We start from the raw sequence: 26502 nt of genomic DNA, 5'->3' as shown, positions 1-26502 counted from the left end.
CGCCAGGTCCGGGTCGTCGAACACGACGGCCTCGACACCGAGGTGAGCACTCTCCTCGATGACGGCAGCCGCGAGCTCACCGGCGAAACCACGGAGATCGATCCATGCGGATTTCATTTTCGCACCTTTGGTTGTGGATGCTTGCCCGTCGGATTGTTCCCGCACTCTTTCTGCGGCATTTCTTGTGGTGTTTCGAATTTCGCTTTCATGAGCAAACCAAGGAATTCGATGGCCCGTCAAGGACCGCGGATTCCCCGCTTTCCGGAGTTCACCGCGAACTCCTCCGGGCGCCGCAACGGATTCGAACGCCCGGACGACGGGGCACCGCCCCACCGCCGGCCGCGCTCGACCACTCCCCTGCCGCACCCGACGCTCACGGCCGGGCGCCACGGAGCCCTGTACGCGGCTCCGATCGACCTGACGTAAGGATACCTTTGCCAAGGTATTTTTTTCCAACCCCTGCGCCGCACGGGCTGCACACGGTGTGCACGGTGTGCACGGTGTGCAACCGGGGAAATCCCCGGTTGCACACCGGGTGCCCGCACGGGCGGACCGGGCGGCCGGGCGCCGGCGGGGAGGAGGCCGGCGGCGGGCAGGGCGGCGGGAACGAAGAAGGGCCGCCGCACGGCCCTCGGGGGTGTGGCCGTGCGGCGGCCCTTCTGGTCGCAGCGTAGCCCGGCCCCTGCCGTACCGCGACGGGAGCCGCGCACCGGCAGGCCCGGCCCACGGCGATTCCCTGATGATTCGTGCACCAACCCGCAGGCGGGCGGGCCGCCGCGCTCCACCGGGGGGAAATCGGGGGCGGCGGATCGCCGGGATATTCCGGGCCGAGCCGGATCCCGCCGGCCGGGCGCGGGCCGGTCGGCGCATTCCACCAGGATCCGCCCGACCGCTCCGGACGGGCGCGGCCCGCATCCGACGGCGACTTCGCCTCCGCCACGGACCGGCTGGAGACGGCGCTCGAAGCGGCCGGGATCTTGACCGGCGGCTCAAGCAGCTGGCCCACGGCCTCCCGGCGTATTAAAATCGGGTGCGAAACAAAAATATACCTTCGCAGAGGTATCTAGCAAGGCTCGGGCTTGCGCCAGAGACCGGCACGGGAGAGGGACCATGAACAGCCGCAACAGCGATCTGTGGACAGCCGTCGGGACCAAGGCCGCCCTGCGGGAACTCAAGCAGGAACGGGCCGGCCACACCCGCAGGCAGCTCTTGGACGCCGCTGCCAGGGCCTTCGCCGAGAAGGGGTTCCCCGCCGTCACGCTCCAGGACATCGCCGACCGCGCGGAGGTGACCAAGGGCGCCGTCTACTTCCACTTCAAGAACAAGGAGGCGGTGGCCGTCGCCGTCACCGAGGAGTTCTACACGCAACTGCCCGCCGTCGCCGAAGCGGTGATGGACAAGCAGCTCCCGCCGCTCGACACGGTCACCGAGTTCCTCCTGCAGACCGCGGTCTTCCTGCGGGACAACCCGGTGGCGCAGGCCGGTGCCCGGCTGCAGATCGAGCGGAACCTGGTCAACGCCGACATGCCGACGCCGTTCAGCGGGTTCACCCAGCTCATCACCGAGCTGCTGGCCCGGGCCCAGCACGAGAACGCCTGGCAGCCCACCGCCGACGCCGCCATCATCGCCCGCGTCGTCGTCGCCGCGTTCTTCGGCAGCCAGCACATCTCCTGGGTCGAACGCGACCGCAAGGACCTCACCGACCGCGTACGGGAGATCCTCGACGTCGTCCTCCCCTGCCACGCGTGACACCTCGCACCCCCGGCCGTCCCCCCGGCAGTCCCCTGGACACCAGCGGCCCGTCAGTCGGTGTCCAGGGCCCGGGCCGCGCGCCCGACTGATCGCCGCCCACCGGCCGCTGGCAGTGCGTCGAGAACGGCCGCGAGGCCGGACGGGTCGCGGCGGGCGATGTCGTGCCCGACGGGAATCTCGTGCACCCGCCAGTCCGAGTCCTCGCGCAGCCGTTCGGTCAGCGCCACGAACGGGTTGCCCAGCCACGCGCCACCACTGATGTACGTCCGGCCGAACCCGTGCCCGGGGCCGCCTCCCAGCCTGACCGACTGGAGGAAGCTCGCCAGCGGGTGCGCTCGCGCGCGGGGGTCGAACCGGTCGGGGACCGCGACCCAGCGACCGTCGGCGCGGGAGCCGGCCACGAACAGCTCCCGGAAGTGGTCGCTGGTCAGGGACCAGCAGGAGTCCCCGTCCTCCGGGACGTAGGCGTCGATGAAGACGAGCTGGTCGAGGCGGTGGCCGAGCCGGTCCGCGACACCGGCGATCACCATCCCGCCGTAGCTGTGCCCGCACAGCGCGAGGGGTCCTGCGGCGCTGCCGTCGACGATCGCGGCCACCTGGTCGATGTGGGTGTCGAGGTTCGGCGGACGGTCCGCATCGGCGGGGCCGTCCGGCTCCAACCCCGCCAGGGTCACCGCCTCGACCTGGTGACCGGCCCGGCGCAGCTCGGCCGCCACCGCGTCGAACACCCACCCGCCGTGCCAACCACCCGGCACCATCACGAACTTCACGCGTTGCTCGCGTCCGGCCCCAGCCGGGGCGGCGTGGTGACGCCGAACTCGCGGCGCAGTACGGACAGGGCCGCGAGGTGTCCGGACATGCCGTGCACACCCGGCCCGGGCGGGGTGGCGGCCGAGCAGAGGTACACCCCGGGGAGCGGGGTGCGGTACGGGTCCAGCTGCGCGGTGGGGCGCAGGATGCTCTGGACGAGCGTCGCCGCCCCGCTGCTGATGTCGCCGCCGACGTAGTTGGGGTTGTACGCCTCGAACTGCCGGCCGCTGATGCCGCGGGCCGCGAGCACGGTGTCGCGGAAGCCGGGTGCGTAGCGCTCGATGCGCCCGCTCACGAGTTCCACCGGGTCGCGGTCGTCGCCGTTGGGCACGTGGGCGTAGGCGTACACCGGGCGCCTGCCCGGGCGGACCCGGGTGCCGTCGACGGCACCCGGGTCGACGAGGAGGACGAAGGGATCGTCGACGGCGACGCCCGCGGCGGTCAGCGACTCCGCGCGGAAGACCTCCGCCCGGGTGCCGCCGAGGTGCACCGTGCCCGCTCTGCCCAGCTCCGGGTGGGACCAGGGGATGGCGTCCGACACGAGGAAATCGACCTTGGCGGCGGCGGGGCCGTAGCGGAACCGGGCCAGGCGGCGCGCGTAGCGGCGCGGCAGGCGGTCGCCGGCGATCCGCAGCAGTCCCTTCACCCCCGTGTCCAGGAGCACGGCCCTCGCGCCGGCCAGCTCGCGCAGGTCGGTGATGGTCCGTCCCAGGTGGAAGGTGCCGCCGTGGGCGGTGATGTCGGCGGCCATGGCCTCGGCGATCCGGGCGCTGCCGCCCCGGGGGACCGGCCAGCCCGAGGCATGGGCGAGATGGCCCAGCAGCACGGCGATCGCGCCGGAGGCGAGGCTGGGCAGCCTGCCGATGGCGTGCGCGGCGACGCCGGCCAGCAGGGCGTCGGCCTCCTCGGTGGCGAAGCGCCCGCGGGCGAGCGCGGTGCCGTGCGCGAGGGTCCGGCCGGCGAGCAGGAACGGGGCCGCCCAGTCGTCCGGCAGGGCGCGCCCGCCGGACAGCACCAGATCCACGATGCCCGTGCTGTGGGCCACGAGGGGTTCCATGAGGCGGCGCCACCTCTTCCCGTCCGGGCCGAGGAGGTCACAGGTGACGTCGAGGTCGCGGTGGGCCAGCGCGGCCCGGCCGCCGTCCAGCGGGTGCGCGTAGCCGATCTCGGGCTGGAGGAGCTCCACGCCCCGCGCGGCCAGGTCGAACTCGCGGAAGAACCGGGAGGCCGCGGCCATGGGGTGGACCGCCGAGCAGATGTCGTGCACGACGTCGTCGTCGAACAGCGGCGTCGTGCGCAGGCCGCCGCCGAACCGGTCGGCGGCCTCGTGGAGGACGACGCTCAGCCCGGCGCGGGCCAGCGTCACTCCTGCCGCCAGACCGTTGGGGCCGGTCCCCACGACCGCGACGTCGGGCCCGCTCATCAGCCGGCGGGCCAGGGCACGTCGGTCTCGACGGGAGCGGAGTAGTCGATGCCGGGGACGCTGAAGCCGTACAGCTGCCGGACGCTGTCACGGAACCAGTCCAGGTCGGCGAGGTCCGTGATGGTGTCGGTGGTGGCGGTCCGCCAGCGGTCGGCGACGGCGGCCTGCACCTCGGCCGTGAGCTCCCAGGTGTCGAGCCGCACCCGTCCCTCGTCGTCCGTCACGAGCGGGCGCACGCCGGTGAGCTGGTCCCACAGCTGCGACAGCTGGTCCGCCGGGGACACCATGCGGCCGCCGAGGACGCCCCGCAGCAGGCCCGTGTACAGGGCGATCCCGGGGATGGCCGTCGACGACTGGGTGACGGCGGCCCCGTTGACCGAGGTCACCGCGCGCCCTCCGCAGAGCTCGCCCAGCCGTGCGTCGAGCGCCCGGGCGGTCTGCTCCAGGTGGGTCTTGGCGGCGCCGATGGTGCCCTGCCGGTAGATGTCGGCCGTCAGCGGAGAGCCGATGTACGTGAGGGCCGCCGTGGTGAAGCCGTCGGCCAGCAGCCGTCGGCCGGCCAGGTGGGACACCCACCGCTCCCAGTCGGTGCCGCCCATCACGGCGATCGTCTGCGCGATCTCGTCCTCGTCGGCCGGGTCGGTGGTCACCTCCCGGACGTCCGGCTTCCCGTCCTCGTCGAAGACGAGGGTCCTGGTGCGGGCCGTGCCGCCGATCGGCTTGAGGGCCGAGGCGTAGGTGACGCCCGTCTCGGGATCGGTGCGGCGGGGGGCCGCCACGGAGTAGATCAGGTGGTCGAGCCGGCCGAAGCGCTGCTCGATCAGGTCGGCCACCTGCTCCTTCATGCCGTCGGAGAACGCGTCGCCGTTGAGGAAGAGCATCTCCCGCCCGGCCTCCCGGGCCAGTTCGGCGGTGGCCGCGGTGCGGTACCAGCCCGCGGTGCCGGTCCTGCGCTCGGTCGGCGCCTTCTCGAAGGAGACGCCGATGCCGCGGATCCCCACGCGGGCGAGCCCGGTGACGGCGGCGGCCAGTCCGTAGCCGGCGGAGGAGCCGATGACGAGGGCCACGGGCGCGTCCTCGCCGAGGGCCTCGGCGGGCCCGGCCGCGACCGAACGCCACATGTCGTTCACCAGCCGGGTGCAGCCGGCCGGGTGCGCGTCCAGGAAGAGGAATCCTCGGTTGCGCGGAGTGATGGTGCGTTCGCTCATGAAACAGTCCTTGACGTGACGGCGGGCATGATCCCAGGGCCCGGAAGGAGCATACCGAAGGCCCGGTTGACGTAGATCAACGGATGCTCCGGGGTGCCTTGTTGAGCATCCGTCACCGCCCCGAGGAGCAGTGTGTGGTCGCCGCCCCGGACGGCCTGCGCGACGTCGCAGGCCACCCATCCGAGGCAACCCGCCAGCCGCGGCAGCCCGTTGTCGGCGTACCAGTGCGCGCCGGCGAAGCGGTCCACGTCACGCCGGGCGAAGCGGGCGGCCGGCTCCTCCTGGGAGGCGCAGAGCAGGTTCACCCCGAACCGTCCCGACCGGATGATCCTGGGGAGCAGGGAGGAGTTCTCACTCAGCGCGACGGTGACCATCGGCGGGTCGAGGGAGAGGGAGGCGAACGCGGTGACCGTGGTCCCGTGCGGCTCGCCCTCGTCGAAGGCGGTCACGACGGTCACCGGGCCGCCCACGCCCGCCATCACGTCCTTGAACCGGTCCTGCGCCACGGCGGTGGTCATGCTCACTCCCCCGCCTGCCGGGACGCCTGCTCCTGCGCCGCCGCGCCCCCGGTCCGGAATCGCGAAGTACAGCGCAGGAAAGCGTCGTTGGCCGCGGCGTCCCCGATGCTGACCCGCGCGCCGTCGCCCGGGAAGGCCATCACGGACACGCCCGCCGCGGCGCACGCGTCGGCGAACTCCGCGGTGCGGTCGCCGAGTCGCAGCCACACGAAGTTCGCCCGCGTCGGCGCGACGGTCCAGCCCTGTGCGGCCAACTCCCGGACGACCCGGGCGCGTTCGGCCGTCAGCGCCGCGACGCGTTCGCGCATCGCGGACTCGGCGCGCAACGAGGCGACCGCCGCGTCCTGGGCCAGCTGGCTCACGCCGAAGGGGACCGCGGCCGTGCGCAGGGCCGCGGCCACCGGCTCGTGCGCGACGGCGTAGCCGACCCGCAGGCCGGCCAGTCCGTGCGCCTTGGAGAACGTGCGCAGCACGCAGACGTTGGGGCGGTCGCGGTAGAGCTCGACCCCGTCCGGGTGGTCCGGGTCGTCGGCGAACTCGACGTAGGCCTCGTCCAGGACCACCAGGACGTCCGCCGGCACCTGGTCCAGGAAGGCCTCCAGCTCGGCGCGCCCCACGACGGTGCCGGTCGGGTTGTTGGGATTGCAGACGATGACCAGCCTGGTCCGCTCGGTCACGGCCCGGGCCATGGCCCGCAGGTCGTGCCGTTCGTCGGCGGTGAGCGGCACCTGGACCGGTACGGCGCCGGCGAGCCGGGTCATCACCGGGTACGCCTCGAAGGAGCGCCAGGCGAAGAGGACTTCGTCCCCCGGGTCGGCGGTGATCTGGATCAGCTGCTGGGCGAGGGCGACCGAGCCGGTGCCCACCGCGATGTGCGCGGCCGGGACGTCCAGCCGGGCGGCGAGTTCGGCGGTGAGCTCGCGGCACCCGAAGTCGGGGTAGCGGTTGGCGTCCTGGGCGGTGACCGCGAGCCGCTCCAGGACGCCGGGCAGCGGCGGGTAGGGGCTCTCGTTGGCGGCCAGCCGGTGGACCGGTGCGGTGCCGTCCGGGACTCGGGCCGGCGTGTAGCCGGGAACGGCGTCCAGCGCGGGGCGCATTCGGGGGCTGGTGGTGCTCGGCATCATGCCTCTTCCGTGGTCGGGGACGTCAGCGGGTGCTCGGGGTGAGGGCGACGGGCAGCCTGCTGACGCCGGTGAGGAAGTTGGACCGCGAGTACTCGACCTCGCCGGCCAGGCTGACGGAACCCACCTGGTCCCGGAGCTCCTCGAAGAGGATCTGCATCTCGATCCGGGCGAGCGCTCCGCCCAGGCAGAAGTGCGGCCCGAAGCCGTACGCCATGTGCTTGTTGGGCGTGCGGGCCAGGTCGAAGGCGTACGGGTCCTCGAACACCTCCTCGTCCCGGTTGGCCGCACCGATCCACAGGGTGACGATGTCGCCCGCGGCGATCCGGGTTCCCCGGACGGTGGTGTCGACCGTCGCCACCCGCGCGATGTGCAACGCGGGCGAGGTCCAGCGGACGATCTCCTCCACGGCGCTGTCGATGACGTCGGGCCGCTCCTTGAGCAGACGCCACTGGTCCGGATGCTCGATCAGCGCGAGCAGGCCGCCGGCGCCTGAGAACCGGGTGGTCTCGTCGCCGCCGATGATGAGGTTGTAGCAGTTGAGGAAGACCTCGACCTCGCTCAGCGGCCGCCCGTCGATCGCACCGGCCGCGAGCATGCTGACGGCGTCGTCCTGAGGGTTCGCCCGGCGCTCGGGCAGCAGCTTCGCGTAGTAGTTCATGATGTCGCTCTGCGCCCTGGCCGCCTCCATCGGCGTGCTGTCCGCGTCGAGCGCCGTCGAGGTGAGCTCCAGCATCCGCGCCCGGTCCTCGACCGGGACGGCGAGCAGTTCGCAGATCGCCTCCAGGGGGATGCGCGCCGCGATGTCCGCCACGAAGTCACAGCCGCCGCGTTCGACCGCCTCGGCGACCAGCCGGCGCGCCACCGTGCGGACGCTGTCGGCGATGCGCCGCATCGACCGTGCCGAGAAGCCGCCCTGGAGGATGCGGCGCAGGTCGCGGTGGCGCGGCGGGTCGGTGACGGCCAGCATCTGCCCGCCGGCCGGGTCGCCACCGGCCAGCAGGGTGCCCAGGATGTTGCCGCGGGCCGAGCTGAAGGTGGTGGTGTCCTTGAACACCTCCATGATGTCCGCGTAGCGGGACAGCACCCAGAACCCGGGGACGCCGGGCGTGGGTTCGTGCCAGCCGACCGGGCACTCGTCCTGCAACCGCCGCCACAGCCGGGGCTGGTTGTCCACCGCGTAGACGTCGGGGTTCAGCAGGTCGACGCCGACGGGCGTCCTCGCGTCGCTCACCGGGCGCCGTCCTCTCCGGCCGCCAGGCTCGCCGGACGCAGGTCGGTCCAGTTCCCGGCGATGAAGTCGAGGCTCTCCTGCCGGGTGCCCGCGCCCCGCAGGGTGTGCCAGCCCTGCGGGACGTCCAGCGCGTCCGGCCAGAGGCAGTGCTGGCCCTCGTCGTTGGCCAGCACGCGGTAGGTGCCGTCCGGGTCGTCGAACGGATTGGTCATGGTCTTCTCCTGTGGTGCTGCGGGCCGGGTCATCCGTCCGCCATCCGCTCCCCGACGAGCGCGCCGATCTCGGCCAGCGGCTTGGGGTGGATGATGCTGTTGTGGCCGTAGGGCATCGGGCGGTTGTCGATCCGGCCGGTGCTGAACCTCCGCCAGCTGCGCGTCACGGCGTCCGCGTCGCGGTCGTCCCCGTCCGCGTGGAAGAGGAGCAGGTCGCCGTCGTACGGCGGGAGCTCGCAGGCGCGCAGCTTGATGTTGTTCGTCGCGATGGCGACGAGCGAGGTGATGCTCTCCTCCGTGAGGTTGCCGAGCGGGCTGCCCTCGCTGCGCAGGATCCGCAGCGCCTCGGCGCGGGTGAGCTCCTCGTCGACGGGGCCCTCGTAGCCCGCGTCGGCGAGCAGGGCGCCGAGCATCTCCTTCTCGACGTTCAGGTCGTCGCCGAACTCCGGGTCGAGCTCCGGGTCCGCAGGCCAGGCGTCGATCATGGCCAGCACCCCGACCCGGTGGCCCTCGGCGGTCAGCCTGGTCGCCATGGCGTGGGCGATCACACCGCCGAACGACCAGCCGAGGAAGTGGTAGGGGCCGGCCGGCTGGATCTCGCGCACCTGCCCCAGGTAGTCGTCGACCATCTCGTCCAGCGTCGCGGGCAGCGGCTCCTCGCCGTTCAACCCGCGGGCCTGGATGCCGTAGACCGGGTGCCGGTCCGGCAGGCCGCCGAGCAGGCCGGAGTAGCACCAGCTGATGCCGCCGCCGGGGTGCAGGCAGAACAGCGGGGCGGCGGCGCCCTCGCGGCGCAGCGGCAGCACCACGGCCAGCGGGTCCTGGGCCGTCATCGGGTCGAGCTGGCGGGCCAGGCCGGCGATCGTCGGGTTCTCGAAGAGCGAGGCGATGGTGAGGTCCACGCCCAGCTCGGCGCGGAGCCGGCTGAGCAGCATGGCCGCGCGCAGCGAGTGCCCGCCGATGTCGAAGAAGTTGTCGTGGACACCGACCTCCGCCAGGCCCAGCAGATCGCACCAGATGGCGGCGATGGCCTGCTCGGCCGCGCTGTGCGGACGGTCGTCGGCCGCGGCGGTCGCGGCACCGGCGCCGCCCGCCTCGGCCAGGCGCCGGCGGTCGACCTCCCCGCTCTCGGTGACGGGCAGCTCGGCCACCACGGCGAACTCGCAGTCCGTGCGGGTCCCGTAGCGGTCCGGCAGGCCGAGGTCGCCGCGCCCGTCGGCGGACCCGGCGGTGCGGTAGCCGACCAGCCGGTGCAGTGGCGCGGTGGGGGCCTGGAGCCGGCCGGCCACCCACGGAGCGGTGTGGTCCAGGCCGATCAGCACCTGCGGGGTGCCGTGCCGCAGGGCGACGTCGACGGAGGCGACGCCCTGTCCGGGGGCGAGCACGCGGTATCCGCGGGCCTCGGTCAGGGCCTTCAGGGCGTAGCCGCGGCTGAGGCCCAGCTCGTCCCACATGGTCCAGCCCAGGCTCTGGGCCCGCATGCCGTGCCCGGTGGACTGGTGGACCGCCAGCGCGTCCAGGAAGGCGTTGGCCGCGGCGTAGCCCGCGACGTTGGCGCCGCCGAAGTAGCCGTTGACCGAGGAGTAGGACAGGAAGCGGGCCCCCGGGCGGTCCTTCACCAGGTGGTGCAGGACGGCGGCGCCGAGCACCTTGGCCCGGGTGACCTCCGCCCAGTCCTCCTCGCCCGCCTCGGTCACCGGAGCCTCGTGGAAGTGGCCGGCGAGGTGGATGACGGTGGCCGCCTGCGTCGAGCAGCGCTCCTCGGCGTGCCGGACGGCCGCCCGTACGGCTGCCGCGTCGGTGACGTCGGCGGCCGCGTAGTGGACCTCGCCCAGGGCGCGCAGCCGGCGCAGGACGGCGATCCGCTCGGCGGTCGCTCCGCCGGAGGCGAGCTCCTCGTCCCAGGCCTCCTCGGGCGGCAGGACGGTGCGGCCCAGCAGCAGCAGTCGCACGCCGTGGACGGACAGCAGGTGGGCCGCGGTCTCCGCGGCGAGGCCGCCCAGACCGCCGCTGACGACGACGAGTTCGCCGCGGCGCAGCCCGGTGGTCCCGGACGGGGCGGCGGGCAGCCGCTCGATGCGGCGCACCCAGCGTTCCCCGCCGCGCAGCGCCTGCTCGGGCTCGTTGCCGGCGGCGTCGAGGAGCTCCAGGATCCGCTGCGCCAGCTCCGCGGGCTCCTGCGGCTCCACGTCGAGGTGGGTGGCGCGCAGCCAGTCGTACTCCTGGCCGACGGACTTCACCACACCGGTCGAGGCGCCGCGCGCGGGCGCCACCCGGTCGCCCTCGCGCACCCACTGGCTGTGGGTGGCGACCACGGTCAGGGCCACCGGCCGGCCCTCCGGGTTGGCCCGGACCACGGCGCCGACGAGCTCCGCGAGGGCCGGCGGCCCCTCGCGGTAGGCCGCGGCGAGCTCCTGCGTGCCCGTCGGCAGCTCCTGGTACGGGGCGCAGCTGGCGAGGTGGACGACGCGGTCGACGGCGCCGTGCGCCTGCGCGGCGTGGGCGGCGCCGGCCGGAAGGACGGTGCAGCGCTCGCCGCGGTCGCGCAACAGCTCGGCCAGGGCGTCCGCCAGTCCGTGGCCGTCGGCGACGAGCAGGGTGTGGCCGGCGGCCGGCGCGACGGGCCGTGGGCCGTCCGCGGCCCGCCGCCACACAGGCCGGTGGAACCAGTTGGGCAGCGCCGTGTCGTCGTCCGTTCCGGCTCCGGTGCGCCGCAGTTCGGCCGCGAACTCGCCGGCCTCGAACTGCGTGCGCAGCAGGGTGCGCTGGATCTTGCCGATCTCCGTCTTGGGGATGCGCTCCCGGGTGACGGGCACCAGGTAGGAGGCGTGGACACCGGCCTCGCGCTGGAGCTTGGCGCGGATCAGGGAGATCGCCTCGGCGTCGGCCACGCCGTCCTTGAGGCAGAAGAACAGCGCCAGTTCGTCCGTGGAGCTGTCGGCGGTGCGCACCGCGCAGGCCGCGGTGAAGGACCGTTCGACCTCGTCGAGCTCCTCGACGCACTCCTCCAGCTCGTGGCTGTGGAAGTTGTGGCCGTTGATGATGATGGCGTCCTTGGCGCGCCCGGTGATCGTCAGCTTGCCGTCGCGCAGCACGGCGAGGTCGCCGGTCTCGAACCAGCCGTCCTCGGTGAAGGACTCGGCGTTCTGCTCGGGGTTCAGGTGGTATCCGGAGGTGACCGCCGGGCCCTTGACCTGGAGTCGGCCGGGCACCCCTTCGTGGACGACGGCGTCGTCGCCGTCCACGATCCGCATGGTGAACCCCGGGAAGGGGGCGCCGACGCAGACGAACTGGTCGTCGTCGGTGGCGGTCGCCGGGTCGAAGCGGTCGTCGACCTCGCCCGAGGACGTCTCGGACATGCCCCAGGCGGGACGCATGGCGGTGGCGGGCAGCCCGAGCGGGGCCAGCGCCGCCATGAAGCGCCGGGTGACCCGGGGGACGATGGCCTCGCCGCCGTTGATGATCAGGCGCAGCGCGCCGAGGTCCCAGTCCTGCCCGGCGAGCTGGGCGGCGCGCTCGGCGATCAGGCCGAAGGCGAAGTTCGGGGCCCAGGTGGTCGTCACCCGGTGCTCGGCCATCTTGGCCGTCCAGCGCAGCGGATCGGCGAGCACCCACTGGGTGGGGGCCTGGATCTGCCGGCAGCCGACGAAGACGTCACGGATGTGGGACATCACGATGCCGCCGACGTGGTCCAGCGGCATCCAGTTGAACGAGACGTCCCGCTGGGTGAGTTCGTAGACGTGCCGGGCGGCCGCCGTGCGGGCCAGGACGTTGCGGTGGCGCAGCTCGACCGCCTTGGGGCGGCCGGTGCTGCCGGAGGTCAGCAGCAGCAGGACCAGGTCGTCGCCCCGGGAGTCGTGCCAGTCGGTGGCCTGCGGACCGTCGCGCAGGTCGTCGAGCACCGCGAGCCGGGGCTCCTGCCAGCCGAGCCGCTCCCCCAGCCCGCGCAGCGGGCCCGCGAGCGTGCGGTCCGTGAGCAGCAGGGGCCCCGACAGCAGCGTCCACGCGCCGGCGAGCTTGTTGGTGGCGGCCGTGTCCTCCGCGTAGGTGGGCGACACGGCGAGCGGGACGGCGACGAACCCGCCCAGCACGCAGGCCCACAGGCCGGTCACGAAGTCGCGGTTGTCCGCGAGTTGGAGGATCACCTGGTCGCCGGGACGCGTGCCCAGCGCGCGGAGCCCGCCCAGTACCCGGGACGCCTCGTCGCGCAGCTCGCCGTACGACTGGTGGTCCTCCTCCCCCTGGGCGGAGACGTAGACGAGGTCACCGGAGGCCGGGTCGGCGGCGACCCGGCGGAGCACCTCGGCGAGGTTCGCCGCGCCGGGGTCCAGCGCGGGCCCGCCGCTGCTGATCGCCGGCACGTCCGAGTCCCCGGCCGTCCCGGCACCGCCGGTCGGGGTGCTCTCGGCGGCGGTGTCGCGGCCGAGGGCCCGCGGATCGACGAAGTCCTCGGCGGCCGGCGCCGGGTCGCTCTCCGCTACCACCACGACCGCGGGAACGCCCCGCTCGGACAGCGCCTGCTCCCACGCGCCGATCAGCTCGTCGTCGAGGACGGGCAGCTCGCTCAGCGCGGCGGTGTCCACACCGCCGCCGGGGGTGCGCGGCAGGGCGGTGACGAACACCACCGCCGCCAGGGCGGCGCCGCCGGGCAGCGCGGCGCGCGCGGCCTGCACGAGGCGCTGCGAGGTCACCTGGCCGCAGCGGACGGCATAGCCGACCAGCTCGGTGTGGCCTGCGGTGGCACGGCGCTCCACGACCGTGACCTCGGCGACGGCCTGCTCGGCCAGGATCGCCGCGGTGACCTCGGCGAGGTCGACGGGCACGCCGGAGACGACGGCGGTGCCGGGGCGGCGGGCGAGGATCTCCAGCTTCCCGTCCGCGGTGATCCGGCCGGTGTCGCCGGCGGCGGCCCACGTCACCGGGCCGCTCCCGAGGGCGGGGCGGGCCAGGCCGGAGCCGCCGACGTACACCTCGGCGGGGACGCCGACCGGGGTGGTGGCGCCGCGCGCGTCCAGCATCCGGACCGCGCGCAGGGGTGCGAACAGCAGGGCCGCGTCCGTCGGGGCCGACTCGGCGACACCGGTCGGACCCGCGTGCGAGGTGGCGTACACCCAGCGCGCCGCGGGCCCGAAGCGGTCGTGGCAGCGCCGGACGAGGGCGGGCGACGGCACGGAGGCCAGGCACAGCAGGGCCCGCGGGGAGAGTGTCGGCGCGTCCGCGGCGAGGATGCCGGACAGGTCGGAGTCCGCGGCGATCACCACGGTGGCGTCCCCGGGGACACCGGCCCCGCCGACGGCCGCCAGGCTCGCCCCGTGGCAGACCGGGAGCAGTGCCTCCCACACGGCGCGCTCCTGGCCCCAGGGCGCGTGCCGGGCGACGACGTCACCGGTGGTCAGCGCGGCCGCTGCGGCCAGCCGGGCCAGCCGGTCGGCGAGTCCCGCGTGGTCGAGGACGAGCGGGCCGCCCGGCACGTCCAGCAGGAGGGCCGGCGCGGAACCGGCGGGCCGTACGGGTGCCGGCGCCGCGTCCGGGCCGACGCCGGCCGGGGCGGCGGTGTCCAGGTCCACCGCGGTGAGGCCGTCCGCCCAGTCACCGGCCGCGCCTCGGGTGAGCAGCAGGGCGAGCCCGGTGCGGCGGGTCGAGCGGCGCAGCAGCGCCGGGTCGTCGGACGGGTTCAGCGGCACGCACACGCCGCCCGCCTCCAGGACGGCGAGGGTGCCCACCAGTTCGTCGACCGGGCCGTCGAGGTGCAGGCCGGCCCGGGCGCCCGGGGTGAGCCCGGCCGCGCGCAGCCGGGCCGCGAGCGCGCTCACGCCCGCGGCGAGTTCCGCGTAGGACAGGGTCGCGCCGGGGGCCCGCACGGCCGTCGCCCCGGGGCGGGCCGTCACCTGGGCGGCGAACAGCCGCGGCACGGTGGCGTCGGCGTCGAATCCGGCGTCCGGGCCGGCAACCGCGTCCAGGACCAGGTGGTCGTCCTCGGTGAGGAGGGACAGCTCGCCGATGGTCCGGGAGGGGTCCGCCAGCGCGCCCTCGAACACCTTGGTGAGGTGCGCCGCCATGCGTTCCAGGGTGGCGCGGTCGAACAGGTCGGTGCTGTAGACGAAGGAGCCGCGCAGCCGGTCCGGGTCGTCCCAGCAGTGCACCTCCAGGTCGAAGCGGGCGGTGCCCTCCTCGACGGCGATCCGCTCCGCGTGCACGCCGTCGAGCTCGAATCCGCCGAGCTCGTAGTTCTGGAGCGCGAAGGTGACCTGGAACAGCGGGTTGGCGCCGATGCCGCGCTGCGGTGCGACCTCCTGCACGATCTTCTCGAACGGGATGTCGTCGTGCGCGTAGGCGCCCTGGCTCATCTCCCGCACCCGGCCCAGGACGCGGGTGAAGGAGGGGTCGCCCGAGAGGTCCGCGCGCATCGGCAGGGTGTTGACGAACGAGCCGATGAGCGGCTGGGTCTGGGCGTCGTCGCGCCCGGCCATCGGGGTGCCGAGGATGAAGTCGTCCTGGCCGGTGTAGCGGTGCAGGAGGGCGGAGACCCCGGCGAACAGCACCATGTACAGGGTGACGCCCTCCGCCCGGCACATCTCCCTCAGGCCCGCGGTGAGCTCCTCGTCGAAGGTGAAGTCGAAGCGGGCGCCGACGAAGGAGCGGGCCTCGGGGCGCGGCCGGTCGGTCGCCAGCCGCAGCTCGGGCAGATCGCCGCCCAGCCGCGCACGCCAGTAGTCCAGTCCGTCCTGCAGCGCCGGCCCGTGCAGCTGCTCGGCCTGCCATTCCGCGTAGTCGCCGTACTGGATGGCCAGTTCCGGCAGCTGCGGGGCCTGGCCCGCCCGGCGGGCCCGGTAGGCCTCGGCGAGTTCCCGGAGGAAGATGCCCAGGGACCAGCCGTCCACGACGATGTGGTGCATCGACAGGACGAGGAGGTGGTCGGCGGGCGCGGTGCGCACCAGGGCGGCGCGCAGCAGCGGGCCGTTCTCCAGGTCGAAGGGGGCCTGGATGAGCCCGGTCAGCTGCTCGCGCACCGCGGGCACCTCGTGCGGGGCCGTCCGGTCGGCCGCGGAGCCGGCGGCCTCGTGCACGGGAAGCGCGATGTCCACGGCGTCGGCGACGACCTGGCGCAGCTCGCCGTCGTGCTCGCGGAACGTCGTGCGCAGCGCCTCGTGGCGCTGCACGACGTCGTTCAGGGCCGACCGGAGCACGGCGGTGTCCAGTTCACCGGTGAGCCGGTGCATCATCGACACGTTGTAGAAGGCGCTGTGCGGGTTCAGGCGGTAGAAGAACCACAGTCCCTGCTGGGCGTAGGTGGCCGGGAACTCCAGGACGTCGGCCGCCTCCTCGGGGGCCGTCCGCACGTCGGTGGCGGGCTCCTGCGTCTCGCTCGTCGAAGCTGACGGCATCGGTGTACTCCTTGGCGGCTAGCACCCGGCTCTGCGCCGGTGGTTCGGGACTCGGACGGGACTTCAGCGGGGGCGGGCGATTGGGGCCTGTCCGGTGGATCTTGGCGGATCAGCGCGCGGCGTCGGGCGCCCGGCAAGATCCGCCGGACAGGCCCTAGCCGGCGCGCCGCCCCCGGCGGGCGCTGGGGGTGATCCGGGGGGCGGTGTCCGCGTTGCCCCGCAGCGCGTCGGCCTCGGTGGCCATCGCCGCGACGGTGAGCTTCTCCATGAGCTTCTTCACCCGCAGTTCCACGCCCAGTTCGTCGCGCAGCCGCGTGACGAGCTGCAACGCGAGCAGGGACTCGCCGCCGAGGTCGAAGAAGTTGTCGTCGGCCCCGATGCCGTCGACGCGCAGGAGCTCCTCCCAGTGCCGGGCGACGACGCGTTCGGTGTCGGTCGACGGGGCGCGGTGGGCGACGCCGAGGGCCGGGCGCGGCTGCCGTCCCGTACCGGTCTCCTCCGGCGTCCGCGCCGACCCGGCGGTGGGCCGGGCGGTGGCGGGCTCGGCGGTGGCGGGCTCGGCGGCGCTCGCGGCGGGACGGCGGCCGACGATGAGGGCGTGCGGGATCAGCGGCTGGTCCGCCCGGTCGTCGCTGAGGACCCGCACCTCGTCGAAGCCCTCCGAGACCAGCAGCTCGCGCCACCGGTCGGCGGGCAGGATCGGCGAGTTCCGGCGCAGGTCGTCCGCGAACGCCCACCACTGCGGGAGCAGCCCCACGGACAGCTCGGACGCCCACGGCATCCGTACGGTCTCCAGCGCGCACAGCAGGCCGCCGGGGGCCAGCAGCCGCCGGACGTGGCGGGTGCACTCCCGCAGGTCGGCGGGGATGTGCAGCACGTTGAAGGCCAGCACCACGTCGAAGGCGCCGCCGAGCGCGACGGGGTCCACGGCCTGCCCGATGTCCAGCACGCCGAAGGACATGAAGTCGATCCCGCGCCGCGCGGCCTCGCGCTCGGCCTCCAGGACGAAGGACCGGCCCAGGTCGGTGACGTGGTACCGCACTCCGGGGATGCCCCGCAGGGCCTCGGCGACGGTCCAGGTGAGCCGTCCCCGCCCGGCGCCCGCCTCCAGGATCCGGAACGGGCGACCGCCCGCCGCGCGCGCCAGCTCCGCGACGTGCTCGGCCAGGAGCGTGCGGTACAGGGCGAAGTCGCCCTCGTCCATGTGCGTTTCGAGCACGCCGGCGGTGAGGTCCGTACGGCCGTCGGGGGTCAGCACCGCGGTGCCGTCCGTGTCGCCCCGCAGCACGTCCGCGCAGCCGGCCAGGCAGGTGTCGAGCAGCTCCAGGTCCTTGGCGAGCGAAGGGTGCCGCTCGGTGACGGACCGGGTGAGCCGTGCCTCCTCCGCGGCGTCGGCGCCGCTGCCGGTGAACCGCAGCAGGTCGCCCTCGCGGGCCAGCACTCCCGACTCCCGGAGCATGTGCAGCAGGGCGTCGAGCAGCTTGCGGTAGGGCCCCGCGGGCCGGAGTCGGCCGACGAGGTCCTCGGGGGTGTAGGTGCGGCCGGCCGTGGTGTCCACGCCCGCCGTGCGCAGGAACGCGGCGGCCCGCAGAGCGGCGAGCCGGTCGAAGTCCTCGCGCAGCCGCGCCGGCACCGTGGACACGTCGGTGCTGCGCCGCAGCTCGCGTTCGGCCTCGGCGAGGTCGCGCACCGCCCCGCGGCCGGCGGCGGCAGCAGAAGCGGTGGCAGAGGCGGTGGCGGCGGGGCGGACCTCGTCCAGCCAGTACCGCTTGCGCTCGAAGGGGTAGCCGGGCAGCGGCACGCGGCGGCCGCCCTGCCCCTCCTCCTCGTCCGCGCGGTTCTCCCCGTCCCACGTCAGCCGGGCGCCGAGCTGCCAGAGCCGGCCGAGCGCGGTGAGCAGCACCTGCTGGTCGTGCTGGTCGGCGCGGGGGTGGCGCATGGTCTCCACCGTGGGCACGGCGTCGCCGAACTGCAGCTGCGCGCACCGGGTGAGGATCCGACCCGGTCCGACCTCCACCAGCACGGGCTCCCCGCCCGCGCGCAGTGCCGTCAACCCGTCGGCGAAGCGCACGGTCCGGCGGGTGTGCCGCAGCCAGTAGTCGGGGCTGGTCGCCTCCGCGTCGGTGATCCAGGTGCCGGAGACGTTGGAGACGAAGGGGATGGCCGGCGGACGGAGCGTGACCTCGGCGAGTGCCGCCGCGTAGTCGTCCAGGACGGAGTCCAGCAGCCAGGAGTGCACGGCGCTGGGGAAGTGGACCCGCTGGTACTCGACGCCTTCGGCGTCCCAGCGTGCCTCCAGCTCCCGGACGTCCTCCTCCGGCCCCGACACGGTGCACAGGGCGGGGGCGTTGACGGTGGCCAGGGAGAGTCGCTCGGTGAGGTAGGCGTCGAGGTCCCGCTCGCCGAGCCGGACGCTCACCGCGACTCCGCCGGCCCGCTCCAGGAGCCACTGCCGCTTGGCGACCAGGGGCAGCATGTCCTCCAGGGACATCACCCCGGCCAGGCAGGCGGCGGTGTACTCGCCGGCCGAGTGCCCGATGAGCGACTGCGGCCTGACTCCCCGGGACATCAGCAGGGTGGCGAGGGCGTACTCGGTCGAGACCAGCCCGGGCAGCAGGCTCGACCGGGGGCCCTCCTCCCCGCGGTGCAGGGCGGCGCGCACATCGAAGCCCAGGACGGGTTCCAGGATGGCGGCGCAGCGGTCCAGCGTCTCCCGGAAGACCGGCTCGGTCTCGTACAGGCCGCGACCCATGCCGTCGTACTGCGCGCCGCCGCCCGGGAACAGGAAGGCGACGGGCCGCTCGGTCGGGCCGTCGGCGGGCGGTGCGGCGTGGCCGGGGGCGACGAGCTGCGCCACCGCCCCGTCCCGGTCGCGGCAGACGGCGAAGCGGCGGTGCGCGAAGGTCCGGCGGCCCGAGCGCAGGGTGTGCGCCACGTCGCCGAGGGCGAGGTCCGGGGTGCGGGCGAGGTGGTCGCCCAACAGGGCGCCGAGCCGGTCGGCGGCCTCGGCGGACCTGGCCGACCAGGGCAGCAGCACCCAGCCCTCGCCGGTTCCGCGCGCCGGGGCCGCGGGGGGCTCCTCCAGGACGGCGTGGGCGTTCGTCCCGCCGATGCCGAAGGAGCTCACGCCGGCTCGGCGCGGCGTCGGGCCGGCCGGCCACTCGGTGAGCCGGTCGTTGACGTGGAAGGGGGAGGAGTCGAGGTCGATGAGCGGGTTCGGGGAGGTGTAGTGGAGCGTGGGCGGGATCGTGCCGTGCTCCACCACCAGGGCGGCCTTGATCAGGCCGACCACGCCGGCCGCGGCGTCGGTGTGCCCGATGTTGGTCTTGACCGATCCGAGGGCGCAGAACCCGGTGCGCGTCGTGGTCTCCGCGAACGCCTGGGTGAGCGCGGCGAATTCGATCGGGTCGCCGACCGGGGTGCCGGTGCCGTGGGCCTCCACGTAGCCGATGGTGTCGGCGTCGACCTCGGCGGCCGCGTGGGCGGCGAGGACGACCTCGGCCTGGCCCAGCGGGCTGGGCGCGGTGAATCCGACCTTGCGGCTGCCGTCGTTGTTGACCGCGGTGCCCTTGATGACGGCCCGGATGCGGTCGCCGTCGGCCACCGCGTCGGTCAGCCGCTTGAGCACGACCACCGCCGTGGCGTCTCCGGGCACCATGCCCTCGGCCCGCGCGTCGAAGGCCCGGACGTGGCCGTCGGGCGAGAACGGGCCGTCGGGCGTGTGGCGGTAGCCCCGCTTGGCGGCCGGGTTGATCGACGAGCCGCCGGCGAGCGCCACGTCGCAGCGGTAGGACAGCAGGTCCTGGCAGGCGAGGTGGATCGCGGCGAGCGAGGTGGAACAGGCCGTCTGGACGGTCAGCGCGGGCCCGGTCAGGTTGAGCGCGTAGGCGACGCGGGTGGCGAAGACGCCGGGGTCGTTGCCCATGGACGCCGTCCAGGCCCGCAGCGGCTCGGCCGACTCGTCGAGGCGGGGGCGCACGTGGGACAGGTAGTACCTGCTCTGGCTGGCCCCGCCGTAGACGCCGATCACCCCGTCGAAGCGGTCGGGGTCGTGGCCCGACTGCTCCAGCGCGTGGTGGCAGACCTCCAGGAAGACGCGCTGCTGCGGATCCATCGTCTCGGCCTCGTCTGCCCGCAGGCCGAAGAAGTCCGCGTCGAAGAGGTCGGCGTCGTCCATGGCTGCGGCGGCCTTGACGGCGTAGCGGTCGCCGAGCGCGGCCGGGTCGCCGCCCGCGGCGAGGTACTCCTCGTCGCCGACCGGCCGGACGGACTCCTCGCCGGCCACCAGGTTGGCCCAGAACTGCGCCACGTCGCGGGCCCCCGGGAAGCGGCCCTCCATGGCGACGATGGCGATGTCCAGGTCCCGCACCGTCTGCGAGTCGTCAGCCATTGCGCTGCGTTCCCTTCCTGTCTGCGGCCCGGCGGGCCATGGCCTTGTGCTGGAGTCCGGCGCGCTGCCGGGCGCGGTCGGCGTTGCCGCGCCGGGCCGCGGGTTCGCCGTTCCCCTCCGCGGCGGCCAGGTGCGCGGCGAGCGCGGCCACGGTCGGGTGGGCGAACAGGTCGACGACCGGGACGGGGCGCCCGAGTTCGTCGACGAGCCGCTTCTGCAGGGCGATCAGGGTCAGCGAGTGACCGCCGACGTCGAAGAAGTTGTCCTGGGCGCCCACCCGTTCCAGGCCCAGTACCGCGCACCACGCCTGGGCGATGCGGCGCTCCAGCCCTTCGCCGGGGGCGACGTACGACGCCGTGTCCGTCGTCCAGGACACCGGGCGCGCGGTGAGCGCGATCCGGTCGATCTTCCCGGACTGGGTGAGCGGCAGCGCGTCCAGCGTGACGACGATGGACGGCACCATGTAGTCGGGCAGCGAGGAGGCCAGCCACGTCCGCAGGTCCTGTGGTCCGGCGGCGCCGGGCGCGACCGTCACGTAGGCCACCAGCCGCTGGTCGCCCGGCCGCTCCGCGCGGACCACGACGGCCGCCTGGGCGATGTCCTCGCGGGAGCTCAACGCGGCCTCGATCTCGCCGAGTTCCACCCGGAAGCCGCGGATCTTGACCTGGTCGTCGGCCCGGCCGAGGAACTCCAGCCGCCCGTCGGGGCGCCGGCGGGCGAGGTCGCCGGTGCGGTACATCCGGGTGCCGGGCGGGCCGAACGGGTCGGCCACGAAGCGGGCCGCGGTGAGGTCGGGGCGGCCCAGGTAGCCGCGGGCCGTGCCGGGGCCCGCCACGTACAGCTCGCCCGGCACGCCCGGCGGGACCAGCCGCAGGCGGCCGTCCAGGACGTGGAGGCGGGTGTTCATCGAGGGCGGGCTGATCGGCAGCTCTCCGGTGGCGTCCAGCGGGGGGCTGATCGCGCAGGAGACCGTGATCTCCGTGGGGCCGTAGGAGTTGACCATCCGCCGGCCGCGGGACCACCGCGCGACCAGGTCGGCCGGGGTGGCCTCACCGGCCACGACGATCGTGGTGGACGCCGGCAGGCCGCCCTCCACGGGCAGCATCGCCAGCACCGACGGCGGCAGCGTCACATGGGTGATGTCGTGGGCGGCGGCGAGCTCGGAGAGCTCGGGGCCGGGCAGCAGGCGCCAGGCGGGGGCCAGGACGAGCGTGCCGCCCGTGAACAGCGCCATGGCGACGTCCCAGAAGGCCGCGTCGAAGCTCGCGGTGGCGAACTGCAGCACCCGGTTGTCCGGTCCGACGGCGCAGCGCTCGATCTGGTTCGCGAGCAGGCTGGGGATCCCGGTGTGGCAGACCACCACGCCCTTGGGCCGCCCGGTGGACCCCGAGGTGTAGATGACGTACGCGGGGTGCGCGGGAACCAGCGGGGCGAGGCGCTCGCCGTCCGTCACGTCGGTGGCGGGCAGGTCGGCGACGCGGGCCACCGTCCCCGGGTCGTCCAGGAGGACGGGGGTGACCGCGTCGGGGAGCACGTGGGCGGCCTCGGCCGTGGTCAGTACTTGGGCCGGCCGCGCGTCCTCCAGCATGTAGCGGATGCGGTCGGCGGGGTAGTCGGGGTCCACCGGGAGGTAGGCCGCTCCCGCCTTGAAGACGGCGAGCATGGCGACCACCATCTCCAGGGAGCGCGGCACCGCCAGCGCGACCACCTGCTCCGGGCCGACGCCCTGGGCGACGAGGTGCCGGGCGAGCCGGTTGGCCCGGGCGTTGAGCTCGGCGTAGGTCAGCCGGGCGCCCTCGAAGACGGCGGCGGTCCTGTCCGGGACGAGCGCCGCCTGGGCCTCGAAGAGCTGGGCGGCGGTCGTGTCCGCGAGCTCGCGCCGCGGCCCCTGCCAGCCCTCCAGCAGGTCCTCGCGCTCCCGGGGGGTGAGGATCTCCAGCCGGCCGACGGGGACGTCGGGGGCGTCGGCCGCCGCCTCCAGCAGCAGCACGAGGCGGGCCAGCAGCCGCTGCGCCGTCTCCCGGTCGAAGAGGTCGCTGCTGTACTGCAGCGAGCAGTCGACGCCGCCGGGCGCCCGGTCCGCCCCCGTCACCTCGCCGAACACGAAGGACAGGTCGAAGCGCGAGCTGTCGGTGTCACAGGACTCGACCCGGGCGGTGAGGCCGGGCATGCCGGTGACCTCCCGGGCCGGTTCGCGCAGCGCCAGCATGACCTGGAAGAGCGGGTGCCGGGCCAGCGACCGGGGCGGGTTGAGGGCCTCCACCAGCCGGTCGAAGGGCAGGTCCTGGTGCTCGTAGGCGGCCAGGTCGGTGGTGCGGACGCGGTCGAGCAGCTCGTGGAAGGTCGGGGAGCCGGAGGTGTCCGTGCGCAGCACGAGGGTGTTGACGAAGCAGCCGACGAGGTCGTCCAGCGCCTCGTCGCCGCGGCCCGCGACGGGGGTGCCGAGGGGGATGTCCTCCCCCGCGCCCAGACGGGTGAGCAGGGCGGCGAGACCGGCCTGGAGGACCATGAAGAGGGTGGCTCCGCGGTCCCGGCCCAGGCGTAGCAGCCGGGTGTGGAGTCCGGTGTCCATCCGGCCGCCGACGGTGCCGCCTCCGTACCCGGCCGCGAGCGGGCGGGGCCGGTCGGCAGGCAGCGGCAGCTCCTCCGGCAGGCCTGCCAACTGCTCGGCCCAGTAGGCGAGTTGCCGGGCCATCCGGCTGCCGGGGGCCCTTTCGTCGCCCAGCACCCGGCGCTGCCAGAGGCTGTAGTCGGCGTACTGGACGGGCAGTTGGGCAGGCCAGCCGGGCTCGCGGCCCTCGCACCGGGCCGCGTAGGCGGTGGCCAGGTCCTCGGTGAACGGTGTGACGGACCAGCCGTCCGCGACGATGTGGTGCATCACCACCAGGAAGGTGTGTTCGGCGGGCCCGGTGCGGAACAGGAGGGTCCGCAGCGGGAGTTCGGTCTCCAGCGCGAAGCCCTGGGCCAGGGCCGCGCGCAGCCGCTCCGGCTGCTCCTCGGGCCGGCACTCGACGACGGTCGTCCCGATGCGGCAGTCGTCGGCGGGCTTGACCAGCTGGTGCGGGACGCCCGCGGTCTGCGGGAAGATCGTGCGCAGGCTCTCGTGCCGGGCGAGCACGTCTGCCAGCGCACGGTCGAGCGCTTCCCGGTCGAGGGTGCCGGACAGCCGGATCGCCAGCGGGACGTTGTACGTGGCGGACAGGCCCTCGACCTGGTTGAGGAACCACAGCCTGCTCTGCGCGAAGGACAGTGGCACCGTCTCCGGGCGGGGTTCCGGCCGCAGGGCGGGCACGGCCGAGTCGGCGTCGCCGAGGAGGGCGGCGATCCCCGTGACCGTCGGGTTGCCGAACAGCGCGCCGATGGCGAGTTCGACGCCCAGCTCGGTGCGGATGCGGCTGATCAGCTTGGCGGCGAGCAGCGAGTGACCGCCCAGGTCGAAGAAGTCGTCCGCGGCGCCGACGGCGGGCAGGCCGAGGACGTCGGCGAACAGCGCGCCGACGGTCGCCGCCCGCGAGGTACCCTCGGCCGGCGCCGGGGTCGCGGCCGGCGCCGGGGCGGCGGGCGCGGGCAGGGCCCGCTGGTCGAGCTTGCCGTTCGCGGTCAGCGGCAGCGCGTCGAGCAGTTCGACGGCGGCGGGGACCATGTGGGCGGGCAGGACTCCCGCGGCGTGCAGGCGCAGGCCGGTGGTGTCCGGCGCCGTACCGGCGGCCGGCACGGCGTACGCCACCAGGCGCTGGTCGCCCGGCCGGTCCTCGCGGACGACCACCGCGGCCCGCTCGACGCCCGGGTGGCGTTCGAGCGCGGCCTCGATCTCGCCGAGTTCGATGCGGAAGCCGCGGATCTTCACCTGGCTGTCCGCGCGCCCGAGGTAGCCGAGGCTCCCGTCGTCGAGCACGCAGGCCAGGTCGCCGGTGCGGTACATGCGGCCGCCGGGGGCGCCGAAGGGGTCGGCCACGAAGCGTTCGGCGGTCAGGCCGGGCCGCCCGAGGTAGCCCCTGGCCAGGCCCGGGCCGGCCACGTAGAGCTCGCCGGTGGCGCCTTCCGGCACCGGCCGCAGCTCGCCGTCCAGGACGTACACGTCGAGGTCGGGGATCGGCTCGCCGATCACGCTGCCCCGGGCGGCGCGCACCGTCTCGCGGTCGAGGGCGGCGTAGGTGACGTGCACGGTCGTCTCGGTGATGCCGTACATGTTGACCAGGCGCGGCGCGTCGTCGCCGTGGCGTGCGTACCAGTCCTCCAGCCGGTGCGTCTCCAGCGCCTCGCCGCCGAAGACGACGTGGCGCAGCGTCAGCCGTCCGGCGAGGTCGGGGCGTTCCCGCTCGGCGGCGATGAGCTGGTAGAAGGCCGAGGGGGTCTGGTTGAGGACGGTCACCCGTTCCCGGACGAGCAGCCGCAGGAAGTCGGCCGGGGAGCGGCTGGTGTCGAAGGGCACCACGACGAGCCGGCCGCCGTGCAGCAGCGGCCCCCAGATCTCCCACACCGAGAAGTCGAACGCGTAGGAGTGGAAGAGCGTCCACACGTCGTCGGCGCCGAAGCCGAACCAGTGGTCCGTCTGCCGGAAGAGGCGCAGGACGTTGTGGTGGGTGACCGCCACGCCCTTGGGCCGGCCGGTGGAACCGGAGGTGTAGATGACGTAGGCCAGACTGTCCGGGCCGGCTGCGGCCGGGCGCTCGGCGGCGGTCGGGTCGGTGCCGGGGAGCCCGGTCAGCTCGGCGGCGAGCGCGGGGTCGTCCAGGAGCAGCGGGTGCACGGCGCCGCGGACGCGGTCGGCGCCGTCGGTGTCGGTGAGCACCAGGGCCGGGGCGGCGTCCTCCAGGGTGAACCGCAGGCGGTCCGCGGGGTACTGGGGGTCGAGCGGCAGGTAGCCGGCGCCCGTCTTGAGGACGGCGAGCAGGGCGACCACCAGGTCGGCGCCGCGCGGCAGGGCGAGGGCGGCCAGCCGGCCGGGGCCCAGGCCCCGGCGCAGGAGCAGTCGGGCGAGGCGGTTGGCGCGCTCGTTGAGCTCCCGGTAGGTGAGCCGCGTCGCGCCGCTGGTCACCGCGGTGCGGTCGGGGGTGCGTGCCGCCTGGGCCTCGAACGCCTCGTGCAGGGTGGCGCCGCGCGGCTCGGGGGCCGGGGCGGGGCGGGCGCGGCGGCGCGGGGCCGTGGCGGGCACCGGTATCCGGGCGAGCGGGGTGCCCGGGTCGGCCTCGGCGAGGGCGGTGAGGAAGCCGGTGAACCGCCGGTGGTGGGCGGCCAGTTCGGCCTCACCGTAGCGGCCGGGGTTGGCCTCGAAGGCGACGGTGAGGCCGCCGGCCTGCGGGTCGTCGCCGACGACGACGGAGAGGTCGTCGATGGGCCCGGGGGCGACGGTGGCGACGGTCGCCCGGCCGCCGGCGAAGTCCAGCTCCCGGTCGTAGTACTTGATGTTGACCAGCGGGCCGGTGAGCTGCCGTCCGACCATGCCGAGGTCGCGCAGGATGTCCTCGCTGCGGTAGCGCTGGTGACGGCGGAGCTCGCCCAGCCGCTCGGTGGCGTGGTCCAGCAGGGCGGCGACGGTGGTGCCCCGCGGCACCGACAGCCGCAGGGGCAGCACGTTGACGACGACGCCGGGGGTCTTGGCGGCGGCGCCCCAGCGGCCGGCCACGGGGACGCCCAGCGTGATGTCCTCGGCCTGCGTCATGCGGTGCAGGTAGCCAGCGAGTGCGGCGACCACGAGTGCGGTCCGGTCGGTGGCCCGGTCGGCCTGCCGCGGGTCGAGGACGCGGGCGGGGCCGACGGTGAGGGGGTCGACGGCCGGGCCGTCGAAGGGCCGGCGGGCGAGGGTGACGGCGTCCGGGGCGCCGAGCATGCGCTCGGCCCAGTAGGCGCGATCGGCCCCGAAACGCTCGGAGGCCCGGTAGCCGGTCTCGGCGCCGACGAGGTCGTCGAGGGTGCCGAACCAGCGCGGGCGGGGCTCCGCGCCGGCCGCCTCGGCGGTGTAGATCTCGGCGGTGCGCGCGGCCAGCAGCTGGAAGCCGTACCCGTCCAGGAGGGTGTGGTGGCAGCGCTGGTACCAGCGGAACCGGTCCGGTCCGAGCACGAGCAGGGCGTTGCGCAGGAGCGGTCCGCGCAGCAGGTCGACGACGGTGGCGGCGTCCTCGCGCATCCACCGGTCGGCCGCGGCCGTCGGGTCCGTCTCGGCGCTCAGGTCCACCACGTCGAGGAGCGGCTCGGCGAGCGGTGCCGACTGTTGCAGGGGCTGCCCGTCGTGCACGGTGAACCGCACGGTGAGGGCGTCGGTTTCGGCCACTGCGCGCCGCAGCGCCCGCTCCAGGCGGGCCGCGTCGGCGGGCGCCGTCACCTCGACGTACTGGGCGGTGTTGTAGGCCGCGTTGGCAGGGTCGACCTGCTGGGCGAACCACACCCCGAGCTGGGCCCCGGTGAGCGGCCGGCGCACCTCTTCCCGATCGCGCATGCTTGAGACTTTC

General features: G+C 74.6%; 12 protein-coding genes. 2 read left to right on the top strand and 10 right to left on the bottom strand.

What is annotated here, in order from left to right; all coding sequences use genetic code 11:
- Both OP86_RS36495 and OP86_RS08480 read left to right on the top strand, forming a co-directional pair.
- Positions 1-426, top strand: a 426-nt coding sequence (locus tag OP86_RS36495) for a hypothetical protein (protein WP_157849698.1), incomplete at its 5' end; no start/stop codon positions are given.
- A 684-nt stretch (positions 427-1110) separates the two neighbouring features.
- A complete protein-coding gene (locus OP86_RS08480) occupies positions 1111-1749 on the top strand; it encodes a ScbR family autoregulator-binding transcription factor (RefSeq protein ID WP_051829856.1) in 639 nt (212 codons plus the stop codon).
- 53 nt (positions 1750-1802) lie between these two features.
- Here the strand turns inward: OP86_RS08480 and OP86_RS08475 are convergent, their stop codons facing one another.
- The 10 genes from OP86_RS08475 to OP86_RS08430 form a co-directional block, all read right to left on the bottom strand.
- Positions 1803-2522, bottom strand: coding sequence for an alpha/beta fold hydrolase (locus OP86_RS08475; RefSeq protein WP_234434953.1), 720 nt, complete (start codon positions 2520-2522; stop codon positions 1803-1805).
- On the bottom strand, positions 2519-3985 hold the full coding sequence (locus tag OP86_RS08470; protein ID WP_033331374.1) for a phytoene desaturase family protein: 1467 nt from the start codon (positions 3983-3985) through the stop codon (positions 2519-2521). Before OP86_RS08470 ends, OP86_RS08475 begins: the two co-directional genes overlap by 4 nt.
- Complete coding sequence (gene fabV / locus OP86_RS08465; protein WP_030062206.1) at positions 3985-5193, bottom strand: enoyl-[acyl-carrier-protein] reductase FabV; 1209 nt, start codon at positions 5191-5193, stop codon at positions 3985-3987. Before fabV ends, OP86_RS08470 begins: the two co-directional genes overlap by 1 nt.
- The gene (locus OP86_RS08460; protein ID WP_051829855.1) at positions 5190-5711 is read right to left on the bottom strand and encodes a flavin reductase family protein; all 522 of its coding nucleotides are present in this window, start codon (positions 5709-5711) and stop codon (positions 5190-5192) included. Before OP86_RS08460 ends, fabV begins: the two co-directional genes overlap by 4 nt.
- Positions 5712-5713: 2 nt before the next feature.
- Complete coding sequence (gene hisC / locus OP86_RS08455) at positions 5714-6835, bottom strand: histidinol-phosphate transaminase (RefSeq protein WP_280921429.1); 1122 nt, start codon at positions 6833-6835, stop codon at positions 5714-5716.
- Positions 6836-6857: 22 nt separating this feature from the next.
- Positions 6858-8066, bottom strand: a complete 1209-nt coding sequence (locus tag OP86_RS08450; RefSeq protein ID WP_030062202.1) for a cytochrome P450 — start codon at positions 8064-8066, stop codon at positions 6858-6860.
- Positions 8063-8278 carry an MbtH family protein gene (locus tag OP86_RS08445; protein ID WP_030062201.1) on the bottom strand — a complete coding sequence of 72 codons (216 nt, stop codon included), beginning with the start codon at positions 8276-8278 and terminating at the stop codon, positions 8063-8065. Before OP86_RS08445 ends, OP86_RS08450 begins: the two co-directional genes overlap by 4 nt.
- Before the next feature lie 29 nt (positions 8279-8307).
- Positions 8308-15663, bottom strand: a complete 7356-nt coding sequence (locus OP86_RS32835) for an alpha/beta fold hydrolase (protein ID WP_051829854.1) — start codon at positions 15661-15663, stop codon at positions 8308-8310.
- Positions 15664-15817: 154 nt separating this feature from the next.
- Positions 15818-20053: a type I polyketide synthase gene (locus OP86_RS33430; RefSeq protein WP_051829853.1), complete on the bottom strand. Its 4236-nt coding sequence runs from the start codon at positions 20051-20053 to the stop codon at positions 15818-15820.
- On the bottom strand, positions 20046-26489 hold the full coding sequence (locus OP86_RS08430) for a non-ribosomal peptide synthetase (RefSeq protein WP_078588795.1): 6444 nt from the start codon (positions 26487-26489) through the stop codon (positions 20046-20048). The genes OP86_RS33430 and OP86_RS08430 overlap by 8 nt, the downstream gene beginning before the upstream one ends.
- Between the last annotated feature and the right edge of the window lie 13 nt (positions 26490-26502).

The sequence above is a fragment of the Streptomyces novaecaesareae genome (genome assembly GCF_000716875.1).
GTDB classification, from domain to species: domain Bacteria; phylum Actinomycetota; class Actinomycetes; order Streptomycetales; family Streptomycetaceae; genus Kitasatospora; species Kitasatospora novaecaesareae.
This window is presented reverse-complemented; position numbering and strand designations above follow the sequence as displayed.

Excerpts from the sequence above, each read along its gene's own strand:
- OP86_RS08470 (WP_033331374.1), bottom strand. The coding sequence starts at position 3,985 with ATGAGCGGGCCCGACGTCGCGGTCGTGGGGACCGGCCCCAACGGTCTG.
- OP86_RS08480 (WP_051829856.1), top strand. The coding sequence starts at position 1,111 with ATGAACAGCCGCAACAGCGATCTGTGGACAGCCGTCGGGACCAAGGCC.
- OP86_RS08445 (WP_030062201.1), bottom strand. The coding sequence starts at position 8,278 with ATGACCAATCCGTTCGACGACCCGGACGGCACCTACCGCGTGCTGGCC.
- OP86_RS32835 (WP_051829854.1), bottom strand. The coding sequence starts at position 15,663 with ATGCCGTCAGCTTCGACGAGCGAGACGCAGGAGCCCGCCACCGACGTG.
- OP86_RS08430 (WP_078588795.1), bottom strand. The coding sequence starts at position 26,489 with ATGCGCGATCGGGAAGAGGTGCGCCGGCCGCTCACCGGGGCCCAGCTC.
- hisC (WP_280921429.1), bottom strand. The coding sequence starts at position 6,835 with ATGATGCCGAGCACCACCAGCCCCCGAATGCGCCCCGCGCTGGACGCC.
- OP86_RS08460 (WP_051829855.1), bottom strand. The coding sequence starts at position 5,711 with ATGACCACCGCCGTGGCGCAGGACCGGTTCAAGGACGTGATGGCGGGC.
- fabV (WP_030062206.1), bottom strand. The coding sequence starts at position 5,193 with ATGAGCGAACGCACCATCACTCCGCGCAACCGAGGATTCCTCTTCCTG.
- OP86_RS33430 (WP_051829853.1), bottom strand. The coding sequence starts at position 20,053 with ATGGCTGACGACTCGCAGACGGTGCGGGACCTGGACATCGCCATCGTC.